At 68.9% G+C, this 18021-nt stretch carries 20 protein-coding genes and 1 pseudogene; 14 read left to right on the top strand and 7 right to left on the bottom strand.

The genetic code is table 11. The annotated features are described in order from the left end of the window. Positions 1-21: 21 nt before the first annotated feature. The 4 genes from AC5JOC_RS02705 to AC5JOC_RS02690 all read right to left on the bottom strand — a co-directional run bounded on the left by AC5JOC_RS02705 (position 22) and on the right by AC5JOC_RS02690 (position 4826). Entirely contained in the window at positions 22-759 is a 738-nt protein-coding gene (locus tag AC5JOC_RS02705; protein WP_494245208.1) for an ABC transporter permease, read from the bottom strand. Between the two features lie 303 nt (positions 760-1062). After that, positions 1063-2187 carry an ABC transporter permease gene (locus AC5JOC_RS02700; protein ID WP_124768368.1) on the bottom strand — a complete coding sequence of 375 codons (1125 nt, stop codon included), beginning with the start codon at positions 2185-2187 and terminating at the stop codon, positions 1063-1065. Then, positions 2184-3710: a sugar ABC transporter ATP-binding protein gene (locus tag AC5JOC_RS02695; protein ID WP_079704714.1), complete on the bottom strand. Its 1527-nt coding sequence runs from the start codon at positions 3708-3710 to the stop codon at positions 2184-2186. The genes AC5JOC_RS02700 and AC5JOC_RS02695 overlap by 4 nt, the downstream gene beginning before the upstream one ends. A gap of 117 nt (positions 3711-3827) precedes the next feature. Then, positions 3828-4826: an ABC transporter substrate-binding protein gene (locus tag AC5JOC_RS02690; RefSeq protein WP_086472835.1), complete on the bottom strand. Its 999-nt coding sequence runs from the start codon at positions 4824-4826 to the stop codon at positions 3828-3830. Between the two features lie 268 nt (positions 4827-5094). Between AC5JOC_RS02690 and AC5JOC_RS02685 the strand changes: the two genes are divergently transcribed. The 9 genes from AC5JOC_RS02685 (at position 5095) to AC5JOC_RS02645 (ending at position 12340) form a co-directional block, all read left to right on the top strand. Beyond that, entirely contained in the window at positions 5095-6678 is a 1584-nt protein-coding gene (locus AC5JOC_RS02685) for a sugar ABC transporter ATP-binding protein (protein ID WP_191940226.1), read from the top strand. Continuing rightward, positions 6671-7708 (top strand): LacI family DNA-binding transcriptional regulator, encoded by a 1038-nt coding sequence (locus AC5JOC_RS02680; protein WP_086472833.1) that lies wholly within the window; start codon positions 6671-6673, stop codon positions 7706-7708. Before AC5JOC_RS02685 ends, AC5JOC_RS02680 begins: the two co-directional genes overlap by 8 nt. 279 nt (positions 7709-7987) lie before the next feature. After that, complete coding sequence (locus tag AC5JOC_RS02675) at positions 7988-8971, top strand: TerC family protein (protein ID WP_124768366.1); 984 nt, start codon at positions 7988-7990, stop codon at positions 8969-8971. A gap of 38 nt (positions 8972-9009) precedes the next feature. Next, positions 9010-9426 carry an SOS response-associated peptidase gene (locus AC5JOC_RS02670; RefSeq protein ID WP_494245204.1) on the top strand — a complete coding sequence of 139 codons (417 nt, stop codon included), beginning with the start codon at positions 9010-9012 and terminating at the stop codon, positions 9424-9426. Between the two features lie 28 nt (positions 9427-9454). Further along, positions 9455-9700: an SOS response-associated peptidase family protein gene (locus AC5JOC_RS02665; protein ID WP_494245202.1), complete on the top strand. Its 246-nt coding sequence runs from the start codon at positions 9455-9457 to the stop codon at positions 9698-9700. A 129-nt stretch (positions 9701-9829) separates the two neighbouring features. Then, the gene (locus tag AC5JOC_RS02660; protein ID WP_064295974.1) at positions 9830-10480 is read left to right on the top strand and encodes a TetR/AcrR family transcriptional regulator; all 651 of its coding nucleotides are present in this window, start codon (positions 9830-9832) and stop codon (positions 10478-10480) included. A gap of 59 nt (positions 10481-10539) precedes the next feature. Further along, positions 10540-11325: an MBL fold metallo-hydrolase gene (locus tag AC5JOC_RS02655; RefSeq protein ID WP_494245200.1), complete on the top strand. Its 786-nt coding sequence runs from the start codon at positions 10540-10542 to the stop codon at positions 11323-11325. 80 nt (positions 11326-11405) lie between these two features. Beyond that, positions 11406-11927: a hypothetical protein gene (locus tag AC5JOC_RS02650; protein WP_494245198.1), complete on the top strand. Its 522-nt coding sequence runs from the start codon at positions 11406-11408 to the stop codon at positions 11925-11927. A 23-nt stretch (positions 11928-11950) separates the two neighbouring features. Then, positions 11951-12340 carry an MmcQ/YjbR family DNA-binding protein gene (locus tag AC5JOC_RS02645; protein WP_079704704.1) on the top strand — a complete coding sequence of 130 codons (390 nt, stop codon included), beginning with the start codon at positions 11951-11953 and terminating at the stop codon, positions 12338-12340. A gap of 20 nt (positions 12341-12360) precedes the next feature. On the opposite strand, the gene soxR is transcribed toward AC5JOC_RS02645, so the two are convergent. After that, positions 12361-12804 carry a redox-sensitive transcriptional activator SoxR gene (gene soxR, locus AC5JOC_RS02640; protein ID WP_255377972.1) on the bottom strand — a complete coding sequence of 148 codons (444 nt, stop codon included), beginning with the start codon at positions 12802-12804 and terminating at the stop codon, positions 12361-12363. Between the two features lie 291 nt (positions 12805-13095). Between soxR and AC5JOC_RS02635 the strand changes: the two genes are divergently transcribed. The 3 genes from AC5JOC_RS02635 to AC5JOC_RS02625 are packed head-to-tail and all read left to right on the top strand — an operon-like array spanning position 13096 to position 15504. Continuing rightward, positions 13096-14190, top strand: a complete 1095-nt coding sequence (locus tag AC5JOC_RS02635) for an ATP-binding protein (protein WP_494245197.1) — start codon at positions 13096-13098, stop codon at positions 14188-14190. Next, positions 14187-15107: a hypothetical protein gene (locus AC5JOC_RS02630; protein WP_494245195.1), complete on the top strand. Its 921-nt coding sequence runs from the start codon at positions 14187-14189 to the stop codon at positions 15105-15107. Before AC5JOC_RS02635 ends, AC5JOC_RS02630 begins: the two co-directional genes overlap by 4 nt. Continuing rightward, complete coding sequence (locus AC5JOC_RS02625) at positions 15016-15504, top strand: hypothetical protein (RefSeq protein WP_494245194.1); 489 nt, start codon at positions 15016-15018, stop codon at positions 15502-15504. The genes AC5JOC_RS02630 and AC5JOC_RS02625 overlap by 92 nt, the downstream gene beginning before the upstream one ends. Before the next feature lie 213 nt (positions 15505-15717). Here the strand turns inward: AC5JOC_RS02625 and AC5JOC_RS02620 are convergent, their stop codons facing one another. Together AC5JOC_RS02620 and AC5JOC_RS02615 are read right to left on the bottom strand one after the other, a co-directional pair. Further along, the gene (locus tag AC5JOC_RS02620) at positions 15718-16239 is read right to left on the bottom strand and encodes an HNH endonuclease signature motif containing protein (protein WP_494245192.1); all 522 of its coding nucleotides are present in this window, start codon (positions 16237-16239) and stop codon (positions 15718-15720) included. A gap of 43 nt (positions 16240-16282) precedes the next feature. After that, positions 16283-16747, bottom strand: a pseudogene (locus AC5JOC_RS02615) (DUF222 domain-containing protein); the annotation flags it as partial. A 418-nt stretch (positions 16748-17165) separates the two neighbouring features. On the opposite strand from AC5JOC_RS02615, the gene AC5JOC_RS02610 reads away from it, so the two are divergent. After that, the gene (locus AC5JOC_RS02610; protein ID WP_079704698.1) at positions 17166-17462 is read left to right on the top strand and encodes a hypothetical protein; all 297 of its coding nucleotides are present in this window, start codon (positions 17166-17168) and stop codon (positions 17460-17462) included. Between the two features lie 10 nt (positions 17463-17472). Then, positions 17473-17988 carry a hypothetical protein gene (locus tag AC5JOC_RS02605; protein WP_494245189.1) on the top strand — a complete coding sequence of 172 codons (516 nt, stop codon included), beginning with the start codon at positions 17473-17475 and terminating at the stop codon, positions 17986-17988. Positions 17989-18021: the final 33 nt, after the last annotated feature.

The raw sequence follows: 18021 nt of genomic DNA, 5'->3' as shown, positions 1-18021 counted from the left end.
GGTGCTGCGGGGGGGCGGGCGTCAGGTCTTGCGTTTGCGCGAGACCACGAGTCGCTGGAGGAGGACGAAGACGAGCAGGATGCCGCCGGTGATGATGGTCGTCGCCTCCGGCGGGATGCTGCCGTCGCGGGTGATGAGCACGTTCATGAGGCCGAGGACGAGCGCACCGACGACGGAGCCGAGGACGAAGCCGGCGCCTCCGGTCAGCAGCGTGCCGCCGATGATGACCGCGGCGATGGCGTCGAGCTCCCAGCCGACGCCCGTGATGTTCTGGGCGATGCCGAGCTTCGAGGTGTAGACGACGGCCGCGAGACCGGCCAGCGTGCCGCTGATCACGTAGACCATGAGCTTCGTGCGGACGACGGGCAGCCCCATGAGCAGCGCCGACTGCTCCGAGCCGCCGATCGCGTAGACGGTCCGGCCGAGGCGGGTCTTGTGGAGCACCACGAACGCCGCGGCGACGACGAGCAGGGCGATCAGGACGTTCGGCGTGGTGATGAGGTCGTTGATCTTCGGGCCGTCGATCACCTTCCACTCGGTGGACAGCGAACGGATCGGCGAGTCGTCGGCGAGACGCTCCGGGGTGGTGCTGAGCATCGACGCGAGACCGCGCCCGAGGAACATCATCGCGAGGGTGGCGATGAACGGTTGCACGTTGAAGTACTGCACGAGCACGCCCGAGAACACGCCGAACGCGGAGCCGATCAGGATCATGATCACCATGACCGCGATCGGGTTCCAGCCCGAGTTCGCGAGCATCACCCCGATCGAGACTGCTGATGGCGATGATCGCACCGACGGAGAGGTCCACGCCGCCCGTGAGGATCACGAAGGTGAGCCCGACGGCGAGGATGATCAGGTAGGCGTTGTTGATGAGCAGGTTCGAGATCGTGCTGGCCTGGACGATCCGTCCGTAGGCGATCTCGCCGTAGACGACCATGCCGATGAAGATGACGACGGCCGCCAGGGTGGGCAGGGTCTCGAGGTTGGGCGTCAGCCGGGACAGCAGCGAGCGCCGCGGGAGCACCGGAGCGTCGGGTGCCGGTCGGTCGGTGAGGGTGCTCATGCTGACACCGTTTCCTTTCGCGTGGGGACCGACGCCGTGGGCGTCGTCCGGGACTTCCGCCGGGCGAACAGGGCTCTCACGCGCTGTGACTGGAGGAGGCAGATGATCACGATCACGACGGCCTTGAACGCCGGCGTCGCCGAGGAGGGGATGGAGAGGAACACGATCGTCTTGTCGAGGGTCGCGATGAGGAGCGCGCCGATCACGCTGCCGGTGAGGGAGAACTTGCCGCCGGCGAGCGAGGTGCCGCCGATGACGACCGCGAGGATGGCGTCCATCTCCGCGTTCAAGCCGGTCTTCGCCACCTCGACCGTCATGACGCTGGCGGTGCTGAAGATCCCGGCGACACCCGCGAGGACGGCGCTCACGATGTAGACGGCGATGAGGATGCCGATGGGGCGGATACCCGCCATCCGGGCGGCGCGCGGGTTGATGCCGATGGACTCGATCATCAGGCCGAGCGCGGTGCGCCGGACGAGGAACGCGACGATCGCGACGATGACACCGGCGATGATGAAGACGACGGGGAATCCGAACACGGTGCCGTTGGCGAGCCAGCGGAAGGGCTCGTTCGTGGCGGAGGTGTTCTGCCCCGAGGTGATGACCTTCGCGAGGCCGCGGCCGGCGAGCATCGTGATCAGCGTGGTGATGAACGGCTGCAGGCCGACGATCGAGACGAGCACTCCGTTGACGGTGCCGAGGAAGGCGCTCACGGCGAGCGCGAGCAGCGCTGCGACGATGGCCGAACCGGCGTCGCCGCCGCTCTGGTTGCTCATGAACTCCATCGACACGGCGCCGGAGACGGCCATGACGGAACCGACCGAGAGGTCGATGCCGCGGGTGGCGATCACGAGCGTCATCCCGACCGCGATCATCATGATCGGGGCGCTCGCACGCAGGATGTCGATGGGGTTGCCCGACAGGTTGCCGGTCGTGCCGTTGACGGAGACGCCGAGGTAGCCGGGGTCCTTGACGAGGTTGATGATGAGGAGGAGCAGCAACGTCACGATCGCCCAGATGTAGGGCTGGTGGACGATGGTGCTGACGACGCCGCGGGCTGAGCCCTGGCCGCCGCGTGCGGAGGAACCGGAACGGGCCGGCCCCTGACTGGTGGCGCTCACGTGGCGCTCCCTTCGGTGGCGATCAGGTCGACGATGGTGTCTGCGGTGACTTCGGGTCCGTTGACGATCTCGCCGATCTTACGGTGGTCCTTCAGCACGACGATCCGCTCGCTCAAACGCACGACCTCCTCGAGCTCGGAGGAGATGAACACGACGGACATCCCGTCCTCGGCGAGCGCGGCGATCGCCTCCTGGATCTCGGCCTTGGCGCCGACGTCGATGCCACGGGTCGGCTCGTCGAGCACGATGAGCTGCGGCTTCGTCGCCAACCATCGGCCGAGGAGCACCTTCTGCTGGTTACCACCGGAGAGGTTCTTGATGGGTCGTTCCGGGTCGGAGGGGCGGACGTTGAGTTCGAGCAGGTACTTGTCGCAGAGCTCGTTCTGCTCGCGGCGGGAGAGCGGACGCGCCCAGCCCCTGCGGGCCTGGACGGCGAGGATGAGGTTCTCCCGCACGGTCAGGTCGCCGATGATGCCTTCGTCGCGTCGGTTCTCCGTGGAGAAGGCGATCTGCTTCGACAGGCCGGCCATGGGCGTGTGGACCTCGGCGGTCGTGCCGTCGATCGTGACCGTGCCGGAGTCGGGACGGTCGGCACCGTAGATGAGCCGACCCAGCTCGGTGCGGCCCGACCCGAGGAGCCCCGCGAGACCGACGACCTCGCCGGCGTGGACCTCGATGTCGACGGGGTCGATCGAGCCCTTCCGCCCGAGGTCCTTGGCGCTGTAGAACGCCGGGGTGTCGGCTGTGGCGGTCCGGCCGCGGTTGGAACCCAGGGCGGCGAGCGCGCCGTAGTCCTTGCCGATCATCTTGGAGATGAGCTCGGTGCGGTTGAGGTCCGCGGTGCGGTACTCCCCGACGAACTCGCCGTTGCGGAGCACCGTGAGTCGGTCGCTGATCGCGTAGACCTGGTCGAGGAAGTGGGAGACGAAGAGGATCGCGACGCCCTGGTCGCGCAGTCGGCGCATGACCTGGAAGAGGCCCTCCACCTCGTTGGCGTCGAGGCTGGAGGTCGGCTCGTCGAGGATGAGCACCTTCGACTTGGTGACCATGGCCCGGCTGATCGCGACGAGCTGTTGCAGCGCGAGCGAGATGCTCGAGAGCGGCTGCTTGGGGTCGATGTGCCCGAGGCCGAGCCCGACGAGCGCTTCGTGTGCGGCTTCGTGGGTGCGGCGCCAGTTGATGCCGAAGGGACCGCGGACCTCGTGGCCGAGCATCACGTTCTCGCCGACGGTGAGGTTGTCGCAGAGGTTCACTTCTTGATAGACGGTCGAGATGCCGGCGCTCTGCGCGTCCGCCGTTCCGGAGAAGGAACGGGGGCCTCCGGCGACCAGGATCGTACCGGAGTCGATCTTGTACACACCGGTGAGCGCCTTGATGAGCGTCGACTTGCCGGCGCCGTTCTCGCCCATGAGCGTGTGGACCTCGCCGGGGAAGAGACGGAAGTCCACGTCTTGCAGGGCTTTGACGCCTGGGAACTCGATGGAGATGTGCTGCATCTCGACGATCGGCTCGGTGATTGCCATGTCTGCCTGGTCGTTCTGCCGGTCGATCCGGCGTCGTCGCCGGGGAGTCTGGTCCCCGGGAAGCGGGTGGGCGGTCGCCCGGCAGCGAGGGAGTGGCTGCCGGGCGACCGGGTCGGATCAGTAGGCGCGTTCGGGCAGTGCTGCCGTCGCGGCGTCCGGGGAGTCGAACGTGACGCTCGGCACCACGATGTCCGATTCGACCTTGTCGCCGGCGAGTGCCTTCTTGACGATGTCGATCGCGGTCTCACCGAACAGCGGGTTGTACTCGGCGACGAAGCTCAGGCGTCCGGCGGCGAGTGCTTCGAGCGCCGCCTTGGTGCCGTCGATCGTGATGATCTTGACGTCGGTTCCGGGCTTCAGGCCGGCCTCCTCGACGGCGAGTGCAGCGCCGAGGCCCATCTCGTCGTTCTGTGCGAAGACGAGCTGGACGTCGTTGTTGTTCGCCTTGAGGATGGTCTCGAAGACGCTCTTCGCCTCTTCGGTGGACCAGTTGGCCGACTGCGACTCGAGCTTGGTGAAGTTCGGGTCGATGGTGTCGTCCCAGCCCTTGTTGCGGTCGTTGACGACGGAGAGGCCGGGAGGGCCCTCGAGGACGACGTACTTGGCGCCGTCGGGGAACTGACCGTTCGCCCACTCGGCGGCCGAGGCGCTGATGCCGACGTTGTCGGGGGCGATGCGGCTCGTGTAGAGCTCGGTGTCGTTCGGCTCGATGCCGCGGTCGAGCAGGACCACGGGGATCTCGGCCTCCTTCGCGCGCTCCAGGACGCTCTCCCAGCCGGTCGCCTCGGTGGCGGACAGCAGGATGGCGTCGACGCCCTCGTCGATGAACGAGGTGAAGGCGGTGATCTGCGAGTTCTGGTCGCCGTTCGTCGCCGGTGCGTACTTGAGGTCGAAGCCGTTCTCCTTCGAGAACGAGTCCTGGATGTTCTTCTCGTTCGCGGTGCGCCATCCGCCTTCGGGGCCGACGGCCACGAAGCCGATGGTGGTGAGTTCGCCGTCGGAACCGGCGTCGCCGTCGGAGCTTCCGGAACCGCTGGAGCAGGCGGTCGCGCTGAACGCGAGAGCGCCGACCAGGGCGAGGCCCGCGAGTGCGCGGACACGTGTTGTCTTGAACATTGTTCTCCTCTTTGAGACCCGCGGTCCCGACGATGGGTGCGGCGTGAATGTGACGTGCGTGGTGCTGCGGTGACGCAGGTGGTCGGTGATTGTTAGCGATCACATCTGCGTTGTGCTGAACATTAGCCACGGCTCGAAGTGGTTGTCAACAGGCAATGTTAGCCCTCACAATTCTTCCGGAGCGGCCTCCCGGCGGCGCCGTCGCGCGCGCTAGAGTCAGGTGATCAGCGGACACCCCGGCCGCGACCACCTCGATGGAGAGCTGCAGATGACCTCGCCCACGCCACTCGTGCAGTTGCGCGGTGTCTCCGTGAGCTTCCCCGGCGTCAAAGCGCTCGACGACGTCGACCTCCGGTTGTTCCCCGGCGAGGTCCACTCCCTCATGGGCGAGAACGGAGCGGGGAAGTCGACCCTGATCAAGTCGCTGACCGGGGTCCATCGGATCGACAGCGGAAGCATCCTCCTCGAGGGACGAGAGGTCTCGTTCTCGAGCGTCGCCGACGCCCAGGCGCACGGGATCAGCACCGTCTACCAGGAGGTCAACCTCCTCCCCAACCTGACCGTCGCCGAGAACATCCTCCTGGGCCGCGAACCACGCCATGCCTGGGGAGGGATCTCGGGGAGGCGCATGCGCGAGCGCGCCCGCGAACTGCTCGCCGTCGTCGGACTCGACATCGACCCGGCCTCGCAGCTCTCCGCCCACCCGCCGGCGATCCAGCAGCTCGTCGCGATCGTCCGGGCGATCGCCGTGCGCACCAAGGTGCTCGTCCTCGACGAACCGACCTCGAGCCTCGACAACGACGAGGTCACCGAACTCTTCCGGGTCATCTCGATCCTCAAGGCCGAGGGCGTCGCGATCCTCTTCATCTCGCACTTCCTCGACCAGGTCTACGAGATCTCCGACCGACTCACCGTGCTGCGGGAGGGGCGTCTCGTCGGGGAGTACCTCCCGCACGAACTGCTCCGGATCGACCTCGTCCACAAGATGATCGGCAAGGAGCTCGCGACCTTCGACGAGATCCGACGCGGGCTCGACACCTCCGACGAGGGCGACGCCCTGGACGGTGAGGACCCGTTCGTCGCGGCGATCGGGCTCGGGCGCCAGGGTGCGATCGAACCGATCGACCTGAAGGTCTACGAGGGCGAGATCGTCGGCATCGCCGGCCTGCTCGGCTCAGGACGGACGGAGCTCGCCAGACTCCTGACCGGCGTCGACCGGGCCGACACCGGCTCGGTGGAGGTGGCCGGGAGGGCCACCCGCCTCGGATCCCCGCGTCGCGCCCTCAAACAACGGATCGTCTACGCGTCGGAGAACCGTCGCACCGAGGGGATCATCGGCGACCTCAGCCTGCGCGACAACATCGCGCTGGCCCTCCAGGCGGACCTCGGGTGGTTCAGACGGATCCCGCTGCGTCGGCAGAACGAACTGGCCGAGAGCTACATCCAGGCGATGGGCATCAAACCCGCGAATCCCGATGCGCTCATGAAGGAGCTCTCAGGCGGGAACCAGCAGAAGGTACTCTTGGCGAGGTGGCTCGCGCTCGCTCCTCGGCTGCTCGTGCTCGATGAACCGACCCGAGGCATCGACATCGGCGCCAAGGCCGAGATCCAGAAGCTCGTGACCCGGCTCGCCGAGAACGGTCTGTCGGTCGTGTTCATCTCAGCCGAACTCGAGGAGGTCCTGCGCATCAGCCACCGGATCGCCGTGCTGCGCGACCGACGGAAGGTCGCCGACCTCCCGAACTACGACCTCACCGTCTCGAAGCTGCTGGCCGCGATCTCGGAGGGGCCGGACGAGGCCCCGCCGGAACCGATCACGACCGCCGACGACGAGAGGGGACCGCGTGGCTGAGCCGTCCCGTCATGCGACGATCTTCGACGTCGCGCGGCTCGCGGGGGTCTCGCACCAGACCGTCTCACGGGTGCTCAACGACCTCCCGAACGTGCGCCCGGCGACGAAGGCGCGGGTCGACGAAGCGATCAAGCAGCTGCGCTACGTCCCCTCCCCCGCCGCCCGGACGCTCGTCACGAAGCGATCCCGGACCATCGGCCTCATCGCCACCGGCGGCACCGAGTTCGGGCCCTCGTCCTCGGTCCTGCACTTCAACGCCGCGGCCCGCGACGCCCGCTGGTCGGTCTTCACCGCGAACATGGTGGACAGCGACCCGGGTTCCGCGCGTGCAGCGGTCGAGGGGTTCCTGCGCCAGAACGTCGAGGGGATCGCCGTCATCAGCGCACGCGAGGGGGTCACCGACATCGTGGCGGGGATGGAACTCAGCGTGCCGCTCGTGGCCCTGCACGCCACGCCACGTGCAGGTATGGTCACCGTCGGCGTCGACCAGTACGCCGGCGCGCGTGCCGCGACCGCCCATCTCATCGGGCTCGGCCACCGGCGCATCGGGCACCTCGCCGGACCACCGGACGCGATCGACGCCCGCGAGCGCGAGCGCGGCTGGCGAGACGAACTCGCCACCGCGGGTCTCGTCGCGCAGGTCGTCGGGACCGGCGACTGGACGCCGACCTCCGGATACGCTCTCGGCCGTCAGCTGGACGACGAGGTCACCGCGGTGTTCGCCGCCAACGACCAGATGGCCCTCGGGCTCATGCACTCGCTCACCGAGCGCGGACTCCGGGTCCCGCTCGACTTCAGCGTCGTGGGGTTCGACGACATCCCCGAGGCGGAGCACCTCTCGCCGCCGCTCACCACCGTGCGGCAGGACTTCGAACAGGTCGGCCGGACGCTGCTCGCGACCCTGCTCGACCACGTCAACGGAGAACCCCCGGGAGCGGTGCCACCCTCGGTACCGGAGCTGATCCTGCGCGACTCCACGGCGACGGCGAACGCCGAGCGCTTGGCGAGGCGCCGGGTCGACGTCCCCTGAGCACCTCCGGTCCCTGAGCCCCACCCGGCCCCTGAGCCCCCCCACCCGGTCCCTGAGCCGCCCCTCACCCGGTCCCTGAGCCTGTCGAAGGGCGAATTCCCAGGTACCCCGTCCACCCCCTGACCTACACTTGTCGGAGCAGGGGGAGTACTCCTTCGCGACATGCTCGTCAGTACGGATCCGCCATCGGGTCCCGGGGTGTCGGCTCTCATCGAGAGTGGAGAAGACCGTGTTCCGACCATCGCGTCGGAGTCCCGTCCTCGAGCCCCTGGAGCCACCATGGCCGTCACCCCGCTGATCTGGATCATCACCATCGGTGTCACGATCCTCTTCTTCGTCTACGAGTTCTTCGCGCACGTGCGGAAGCCCCACGAACCGACGATCGCCGAGTCGGCACGCTGGTCGATCTTCTACGTCAGCCTCGCCCTGCTGTTCGGCGTCGGCATCGGCCTCGTCTCCGGCTGGACGTACGGCGGCGAGTACTTCGCCGGGTACCTGACCGAGAAGGCGCTGTCGATCGACAACCTGTTCGTCTTCCTCATCGTCATGGCCGGGTTCGCCGTCCCGAAGGCGTACCAGCAGAAGGTGCTGATGATCGGCATCATCATCGCGCTCATCATGCGCGGTGCGTTCATCGCCGTCGGCGCCGCACTCATCGAGAACTACTCCTGGATCTTCTACCTGATGGGCGCGCTGCTGCTGTTCCTCGCGTACCGCCAGGCGTTCGGCAGCCACGAGAGCGACCCGGCCAACGGCAAGGTCGTGGGATTCGCCCGCCGCATCCTCCCGATCACCGACACCTATCACGGTGACCGACTCTCGGTGAGGATCGACGGCAAGCGCTTCTTCACGCCGATGCTGCTGACGATCGTCGCGATCGGGTTCGTCGACCTCGTGTTCGCGGTCGACTCGATCCCCGCGATCTACGGCCTCACCGAGCAGGCGTACATCGTGTTCACCGCGAACGCCTTCGCCCTCATGGGCCTCCGCCAGCTGTTCTTCCTCATCGGTGGCCTGCTGGAACGTCTCGTCTACCTGGCGCAGGGCCTCGCCGTCATCCTCGCCTTCATCGGCGTGAAGCTCGTGTTCCACGCCCTCCACGTGAACGAGCTGCCGTTCATCAACGGCGGTCAGCACATCGACTGGATCCCCGACATCCCGATCTGGTTCTCGCTGCTCTTCATCGCCGCGACCATCACCGTGGCGACGGTGGCCTCGCTCGCAAAGACCCGCCGCGACGCACGAGCGGGCCTCGAGCGGTAGGGGTCGACCGACCGCACATGCGCTCCTATGCTGAGCGCATGTGCGGTCGCTTCGTCGTCACCGATTCCACGTCCACCCTCCTCGCGGACCTCGTGGCCGAGTTCGAGGCGCCTGCGCCCGACTACAACGTCGCGCCCACCACCGAGGTGACGGTGGTCCGCACCCGGCACGAGGAACGGACCGCGACCAGCGCCCGTTGGGGCTTCGTCCCCGGCTGGGCCAAGGACTTCGCCAAGCAACGGCCACAACCCATCAACGCGCGTATGGAGACGGTCGCAACCGGCTCCATGTTCCGCAAGGCCTTCGCGTCAGCACGGTGCATCGTCCCGGCGACCGGGTACTACGAGTGGGTGGTGACCGAGACCGGGAAGCAGCCGCACTTCATCCACGACCCCGAGGCCGAGCTCGCGATGGCGGGCATCATCAGTGCCTGGCCCGACCCCAGCCAAGGCTGAGGACGACCCGGACAAGTGGCGTCTGTCGATGGCGATCATCACGCGGGACGCGCACGTCTCACCGGGCGAGGTCCACGACCGCATGCCGGCCTGCCTCACCCCCGACGGCTACGACGACTGGCTCGGCGACCACCTCGACACCGACCAGCTGTTGCAGCTGCTCGACCGGGAGTCCTTCGCGGTCGCCCACGATCTCACCCACTACGAGGTCACGCGCGACGTGAACAACGTCCGCAACACAGGCCCGCACCTCATCGAGCCGCTCCCGGCCTGAGTGGTCGGTGCGGGTGGTCGTCGCATCCCTCAGCTTCCTCACAGACGCTCGTCTAAGCTAGACGAGCGTCTGACTCAGACGATCGTCTAGCGGCCCGAGCCCCGGGCCCTCCACCTCGAAGGAGCGCTCGTGAGCGGTCTGCGCCAGTACGCGATGAACCAGGTCCGCGACGAGATCATCGACGCCGCCGGGCTCGAGTTCGGCCGGAACGGGTACGCCGGGACGTCGTTCTCCGGCATCGCGTCCGTCATGGGCAAGCCGAAATCGGTCATCGGGTACCACCTGTTCCCGTCGAAGCGGAGTCTTGCGCACGCGGTGATCGCCGAGCAGGACGAGCGGTGGCAGGCGGCGGACGCACGGATCGGGGTGCCCTACGGCGCGCTCCGCTGGGTGACGATGATCCTCGCCTCCGCGCAGGAAGCGCAGCGGTCCCCCATCGCGATGGGCGCCATCCGGCTCCTGCACGAACTGCCACGGATGGACGACCCGGTCTACACGGTGTTCGACTGGCGGGCGTACACCCGCACGAACCTCCGCATGGAGGCCGCAGCGCACGATCTCGACCTCCCGGACCTCGACGGCGTCGCAGACGTCCTGCTCGACGCCTGCTTCGGACTCGTCACCACGACGGTCGGCGACGACGATGCGGCTGAGCTCAGCGAGCGACTGATCACCCTGATCCGGCCGATCCTCGCGACCGTCGATCCCGCCGGCGCTGCAGCCACGACGACCGCCGCAGCGGCCGCTCATGAGCTCGTCGCCGGACCGGCCGAACACTGACCCTCTCCCGAGCACCGACCCCTCCCCCGAACCCCGTCTCCGCAATCGGAAGGACGCCCATGTCCCAGATCGACGCCGTGCCGAACGGCACCACCCGCAGCACCACGGTCACGGATCGGGTACACCTCGTGCAGGGTCCGTCCGTCAACTGGATCATCGTCGAGGGCGACCTCGGGCCGGTCCTCATCGACACCGGCTACCCCGGCGACGGCGCGGCCGTCACCGCGACCCTCGGCGCGCTCGGCTACGCGGTCGAGGACGTGCAGGCGATCCTCCTCACTCACGGACACAGCGACCACATCGGCAACGCGACGTTCATCGCCGGGTTGGCGGAGTGTGACATCCTCGCGTCCCGCGACGAGATCCCCAACGTCCGCCGGGAGGTGCTCGAGCAGGTCGGACTCGCCGACGTGCAGCCACATCTGGAACGTCCCGGGGTCGCCGCCTGGGTCAACCACGCCGTCGAGGCCGGCGGACTCGAGGTCGTGCCGCCGACGTCGGTCACCGCGATCGAGGACGTGCCCGAGCTCCGCGCGACCCTCGGTGTCGCGGTCCGCCCGCTCCCCCTCCCCGGCCACACGCGGGGGCACCTCGGATTCCTCCTCGTCGAGCACGGCGTCCTCGTCGCGGGCGACGCACTCGTCACCGCCCACCCCACCAGCCCGCACGGCGGCCCGCAGTTGCTCCCCGAGATGTTCCACGGCGATCTCCAGCGCGCCCGCCAGTCGTTGACCACGCTGGCCGGACTCCCGGCCTCCGTCGTGCTGCCGGGACACGGCCCGGCGTTCTTCGGCTCGCCGGCGCAGGCAGCGGCCGAAGCCCTCGCCTTCGGGAGTGCGTTCTGAACCTCCGGCTCCCCGTCGGACCCCTGCGATAGCGTTGGCCACGTCCCCGAACCCGGATCCCGAGCCACGAGGAAGTGACCATGAAGAACCCGTTCCGCCGCGACGGCAGCCCGAACGACGACAGCCCGGTCGATGAGCAGATCGACGCCCCGGAGCAGCCGAACCAGGGCCGCACCCTCGAACCCGCTCCCGAGGTGCTGGCCGAGCTCGACGCACTGAACGAGGCCTGCCGGGCGGCGCCGGACGACATCGACGCTCAGATCCGGCTCTGGCGGGCGGTCGCCGCACTCGACCGGTGGGTCTTCATCAACCGTGGTCCGGAGGACAACCCGCGGCCGTACGCGCTCGCAGCGCAACCCGGGAACCTGATCGGCATCTACAGCAGCGGGACGCGAGCGCAGGAGGCCGCGTACGCGAACGGGCTGGTCCCGCCGGACGCCACGGTGTCGCTGCTCGCGGTCCCGATGCCTGCGGCGATCGACTGGGTCCGGTCCTTCGGCGAGCACGGGGTCGTCGGCGTGACCATCGACTACCCGCGCCTCGGCGCCTGGTGCCCGCTGCAGAACCTGGCGGGGCTCAAACCCACGGACAGCCAGGGCTGACGCCGACTCCGAGGAGGACCACGATGCACGGCTCGGAGCTGCAGGACCGGGCGGCACGCCGCGCCGACGAACTCCCCGGTGCGGAGCTGACGCACCCGTTCGGCGAGGAGTGGGACGTCTACAAGGTCCGCGGCAAGGTCTTCATGCTGCAGACGGGGGCGACGGGCGAACCCATCGTCACCCTGAAGGCGAGGCCCGAGGACAGCCACAGTCTGCGCGAGGCCTTCCCCGACATCATCCCCGGCTATCACATGAACAAACGGCACTGGATCTCGCTCAAGCCGGACGGCGAGCTCGAACCGGCGTTCGTCGACGACCTCGTCACGGAGTCGTACCTGCTCGTCGTCGAGGGACTGCCGAAACGGCTGCGGCCGGTCGATCCAGCGACGTTCGGACAACGCCGCGACGGCTGAACACCGGGCAGGCAGTGCACTCAGACCGGGATGCGCCTGGCGCCGGTGCCGGTGTCGCCGAGCTCGTCGTCGGGGTTGAGGAGCGTGCACGCCTTCATCGAGAGGCAGCCGCAGCCGATGCAGCCGGTGAGCTCGCGTTCGAGTTGCTCGATCCCGCGCCGACGCTGTTCGAGGACCTTCTGCCAGCGGCGGGAGGCACGCTGCCAGTCCTCGTGACTCGGGGTGCTGGAGAGCGGCACGTCGGCGAACGCCTCCGCCACGTCCTCGAGCGGGATACCGAGGCGCTTCGCGACCGAGATGAGCGCGACGCGACGCAGCATGTGCCGGGGGTATCGCCGCTGGTTGCCGGCGGTCCGCTCGGAACCGATGAGGCCGAGCCGCTCGTAGTAGTGCAGCGCCGACACCGCGACGCCGGTGCGACGACTCATCTCGCCGACACTGAGCAACTCGTCCGGACTGTGCACGGTGTCCCACCCTCGTTCCTCGCATCGACCTCAAGCCGCCTTCAGGTCCGACGCTCGTCTCGACGGTACACGAGCGGGTCAGGGCGGATGGGGAGCGCTCCCCATCCGCACGCTCGACCAATGCCGGCGGACACCTGTCGCCGATCAGTGTGCCGCTGGCAGGATGGTCGGAATCGCACATCGACCGGGGGGACGACATGACGCAGGACGAGGACTTCCTCGAGGTGATCGCGGCGGAGGTCGCGCAGGATCCGCAGAACGCCGCGCTCCGCGAGGACTTCGTCACCCTGCTTGCTGCAGCACGACGTCGACCGCGCGGCGCAGGAGGTGACGACCTTCGAACGACTCGGGGGCGACCCGGCGCGGGTCCGGCTGCTGCGCGCCCGCGTGATGGCGGCGCGACTCCGGGGAACAGCGACCGACACCACGATCGAGCCCGACCGCTCGGCGATCCCCGCCCCGTCGGCAGCCGAAACCGCCACCATGCCGATCGACCAGCCCAGCCTCTGGGACGCGGAACGACCAGCCGTCACGCTCGCGGACGTGGCGGGACTCGCCGACGTGAAGCAGCACCTCGACTCGACGTTCCTCGCGCCACTCCGCAACCCGGAGCTCGCCGCAGCGTTCGGGCAGAAGCCCGGCGGTTCACTGCTCATGTACGGCCCTCCCGGCTGCGGCAAGACGTTCATCGCCAAGGCGATCGCCGGTGACCTCGGGGCGTCCTTCATCCACGTCACCCTCGCCGACCTGCTGAGCAAGTGGCTGGGCGACAGCGAGAAGGCGATCCAGAGTGTCTTCCACGATGCTCGGGCCGCCGCTCCGTGCGTCATCTTCTTCGACGAGTTCGACGCACTCGGTGGCCGCCGCACGTCCGGGGGCGGATCGCAGTCGATGCGCACGATCGTGACGCAGCTCCTCGAGGAGCTCGACGGGGTGGCGGACGAGAACGACGGCGTCTACTTCCTCGCCGCGACCAACCGCCCATGGGACATCGATCCGGCGCTGCGGCGCCCCGGCCGCATCGACAAGACGGTCCTCGTCCTGCCGCCGGACGCAGTCGCGCGCGCTGCGATCCTGCAGGGCGACCTCGCAGGCAAGCCGGCCGACGGTGTCGACGTCATCGCCGTGGCCGCAGCGACCGAGGGCTTCTCCGGGGCCGACATCGCACAGGTGTCGCGGGTCGCACTGCAGCAGTCGCTCACGGCGTCGATGCAGGCGGGGGCGATCGTGCCGGTCACGACGCAGGCCTTGCTCGACGCCGCCGCCGGGCTCATCCCCTCGACGGCATCATGGTTCGACCAGGTCGCACCGGTGCTCGAATACGGCGTCGACGACGGCACCTTCGCCCAGCTCCGGGCGTACCGCGTGCAGCACGGGCTCCGATGAGTGACCCTGTCGGTGCCGAGCGCGAGGCCATCGAACACGACCGCGACCTCGCCTGGGAGCTCTACGACTTCCAGCCCGAACACCCACGCATCCCCGAGTTGGCGATGAGCGTCCTCGCCCGCGCGCCGCAGTTCACCGGGATGATCATCCTGCTCTCCATGCACCGGCAGGCCTGCGGCGACGTCGATGAGGCCAGACGCCTCCTCCGGGAGTTGCTCGGCCGACGCGACCGACAGTTCCTCGGTGCGCTGCGTCGCCTGCGCGATCTCGAAGGGTCCGAGGGCGACTTCGCGGAGGCGATGCGGCTCGGCGAACTCGTCCTCCGCGAGGACCCGGAGGCGGACTGGTTCGACCATATGGACCACGCGGCCGCCGTCGCGATGGCCGCCGATCCCCAGCGCGGGTGGGCGCTGATCGACGACGCGGTCGAGCTGGCCGGACGGACCGCCCCGGAGGCGTACGCCGGCGCGCTCGGACTCCGAGCCCTGCACTTCCTGTCGACGGGCACTCCACCTGGCCGGTTCCTCGTCGCCGCGCAGCAGGCGATCGAGGCGGATCCGAGCGAGACGACGCTCTCGACGGCACTGGCCTTCGCCTATCTCTACGACTACCGTCCGCAGGATGCACTGGAACTCCTGGCCCGGGTCCTGCGTGAGGATCCGACGGACGAGGTCGCCCAGGGCGGGATGATCGTCGCGCGAGCGTTCCTCGATCCCATCGAGCGTGGTGTCGGGACGATGGACGACCTGCGCCGGGCCGGCATGGGCGAGATCGCCTGGCGGATCCTCCGCGACAAGGTGTTCGAAGCCGGGCTCCGCCGAGGCGTTGGCCGCTCTGGACCCGCTGCTGCCGGAGGAGCTGGCAGCCTCGCTGCGCCCACCGCTCGACCCCGATGCCGCGGGCGCGAGCGGCGGTGACGACAAGGTGCTCGCCTGGCACGACGGGCAACTCCCCGGCACCGGTGGGCGCTGGGGCGACGGCAGCCCGTTCCGTCTCATGAGCGGCGCCGAGATCGGCGAGATGGACGAGGCGATCGAACGGGACCCGGAAGCGTGGCCGCAGTGGGATGCCGAGCGCGACTACTACACGCAGCTCTTCACCGACGATGCGGGCGCCTACCTCATCGAGGGTTCAGGCGGACGGCTCATCCGTCGTGCCGCCGGACGTGACGACGAAGAGGTGGCCGCGAGCCTCACCGACTGGTTGTGGGACCGGGTCGTCGCCTTCGGCGGCGACGACCCGCGCCCGGGACGATCAGCGAGTGGATCGACACCGCCGGAATCGCCTGGCGGGCCCTCCGTTCAGCGGCCCTGAGTCAGGTCGGCCGGCGGCCAGGAACAGACGACGTCGCACGAAAGACCTTCGACAGGCTCAGGGACCGGAGCTACGCGGGCACACCCATCCCGCTCGCTGAGCTCGTCGAACTGCCCACGAGGACTCCTCATCGTTCCGGGCACACCCATCCCGGTCACTGAGCTTGTCGAAGTGCCCACGAGGAACCCTTCGATCCGAGTACGTCGAGGCAAGTCAGAACGGTGCGGGATCAGGCTCGGTCCGGTGGTGCTTCCCGTCGGGTGTCGTCCAGTCGAGCACGCCGCCCGGTTTGTGGTCGAGGTTCCACCCGGGGAGGTGCTTCATCCGGTGGTGATGTCGGCAGAGACAGGCGAGATTGCCGACATCTGTTGTGCCGCCGTCCTCCCAGGCGACCGAATGGTCGAGGTCGCAGGCTCGGGCGCGCCTGCCGCAGCCTGGTGCGCGACAGGTGCCGTCTCGGAGACGCACCGCGCGCTGCAGGTCGGCCGGGACACGGTACTGGTTGCGGCCGACGGAGAGGACCGCACCGGTCTCGGGTTGGACGAGGATCCGGGTGAAGCCGGGTGCGTTCACCGCGATACGGGCCGCGGTCTCGGGGTCGATCGGGCCGTACCCGTCGAGGGTGGCCGGGGCGTCGCTGACGCCGGCCATGCTCAACGCCGGGACGGTGATCTGCACCGTGGGCTTGATGTGCTCCTGGACCTCGATCGGGTGCGGAAGCACCGGGCTCGACATCACGTCCTCCGGGCGTGACGCCGGTGAGCGCGAGCGCCGCGAGGGCGTCTGCCTGCAGCTGGGCGCAGGTGCGGGTGTCGCCTGCCTGGCGTGATTCCGCTGCCGCTGCTTCGACCCGCTCGATGATGCCCTGCGCGATCGGCGCTGTGGTGAAGAGGTGCACCCAGGCCATGCCGTCGGCTGCGGGCTCGAACTCGACCCGGCGGTCGGCCTCGGAACGCTTGGCGCGTGCGGTGATCGATTCCGGGTGGAGCCGTTCGCGCAGGACGCGGGCGCGTTGCCGGAGGTACGAGGCGGTCGCGCTCTCGGCTACCGGCAGTACCTGTTCGAGGAACGCTACCCGACCTGCGGCCGGGACGTCGCACAGCTGGTCGGTGATCACCTGCGCATGCCGCGCCGAGATACGGCCCGCCTCCAGCGACTCGAGCACGGCTGGTGCGTCGTTGACGAGACGCTCAGCGTCGTTGGTCGCACGCTGGATCGTCCGTTCCGGTGTCCGGGTCGCCATGGCGAGGGCTGCACAGGTGGACCGGCGGGAGAGCGCCCGTCGCTCGGCCGGCGGGAAGATCACGGGGACCGTGGCGTCCGCGAAGGCATCGGCGTAGGCGGCGGAGCGGGCGAGGAGGCGCGCTTTCCGTGCGTCGAGTACGGCCTGCTGCCGGTGGATCTCCGCCCACTCGTCCGAAAACTCCGCCAACTGCGCGGCGTATTCGTCGCCGACGCGGATCGCGGTGGTGGTCTCGGTCATAGAACCAGTCCACCATGGACCACTGACATTCCAGATGCTGAGTTGTGCCGGTCGGGACGTTGCTCGTGTGCCCCTCGACAGGCTCAGGGACCGGGAGAAGATCACCGGATTCGGGAGGTCCCTCGGCAGGGACCGGAAGGGGTTCGTCCCAGAACACGACGTTCCGTAGGCTGGAGGGGTGAAGCTCATCGCCACCGTCCGCGACCGCGCGACCATCACCACCGAAGCCTCCGCACCCGACGTCGCAGCCCTGCGGGCCGCCGTCCTCGCCTCCACCCCGCCCGGGCACGCCCTCGCCGGGCTGCACGGCGGTGGCCGGGTGAACGGCGACCTCGTCGGCACCGCGGTCTTCCGACCGACGGCAACCCGCACCATCGAGGCCGAGGGCCGCGACTACCCGAGCGCTCGCAAGGCCCTCGAGGCGCTCGTGCCGGAGGAGCAGGTCGTCCTCTCCGTCCACGCCGTGGACCAGTAGGGACACCGGCATGAGTGGCCACGCGTTCGCCATCGGATCGATGGTGCGCGTCCATGAGGTCGTTTCCCCGCTCCCGCCGACCGACACCATGACGGCACTGCTGTCGGCGTTGCAGACGGACGGCTTCACCGTGGTTCCCGAGGAGTACGCCGCCGGTCCCTGGACTATCCGTTACGCCGTTATCGGGAATGACGCGGCCTCGAACTGGAGCGGGTTCGCCCTGGAGATCGTGCCGCTCCTCTCGTTGCTCGGCGTGCGTCGGCCGTTCGCGCGATGCGCGGTGCCGGTCGCCGTCCGGCCGACCGAACACGGCTCCGTCCTCCACACGACGACGGTGTGGGGCTTCCGGGGCGAAGCCGGGACGGTCGGCATGGTCGCCAAACGCGTCGCTGCCGCCACCGAACAGGCCACCAGGGCCGTCGGCGGGACCCACCAGGCCTCACTGTCGTTGCCCGACCGCACGGTCCCGATCGACGGCAGACGCTTTGAACGGCTCACCGGCTGGAAGCGGCGCTCGCGGGCCTGAACCGCTGGAGCAGCAGCAGCCGCAGTTCAGCAA

The organism is Plantibacter sp. (assembly GCF_059073635.1).
Note: the sequence above shows the minus strand (reverse complement) of the source record. Positions and strands in the feature narration are given on the sequence as shown.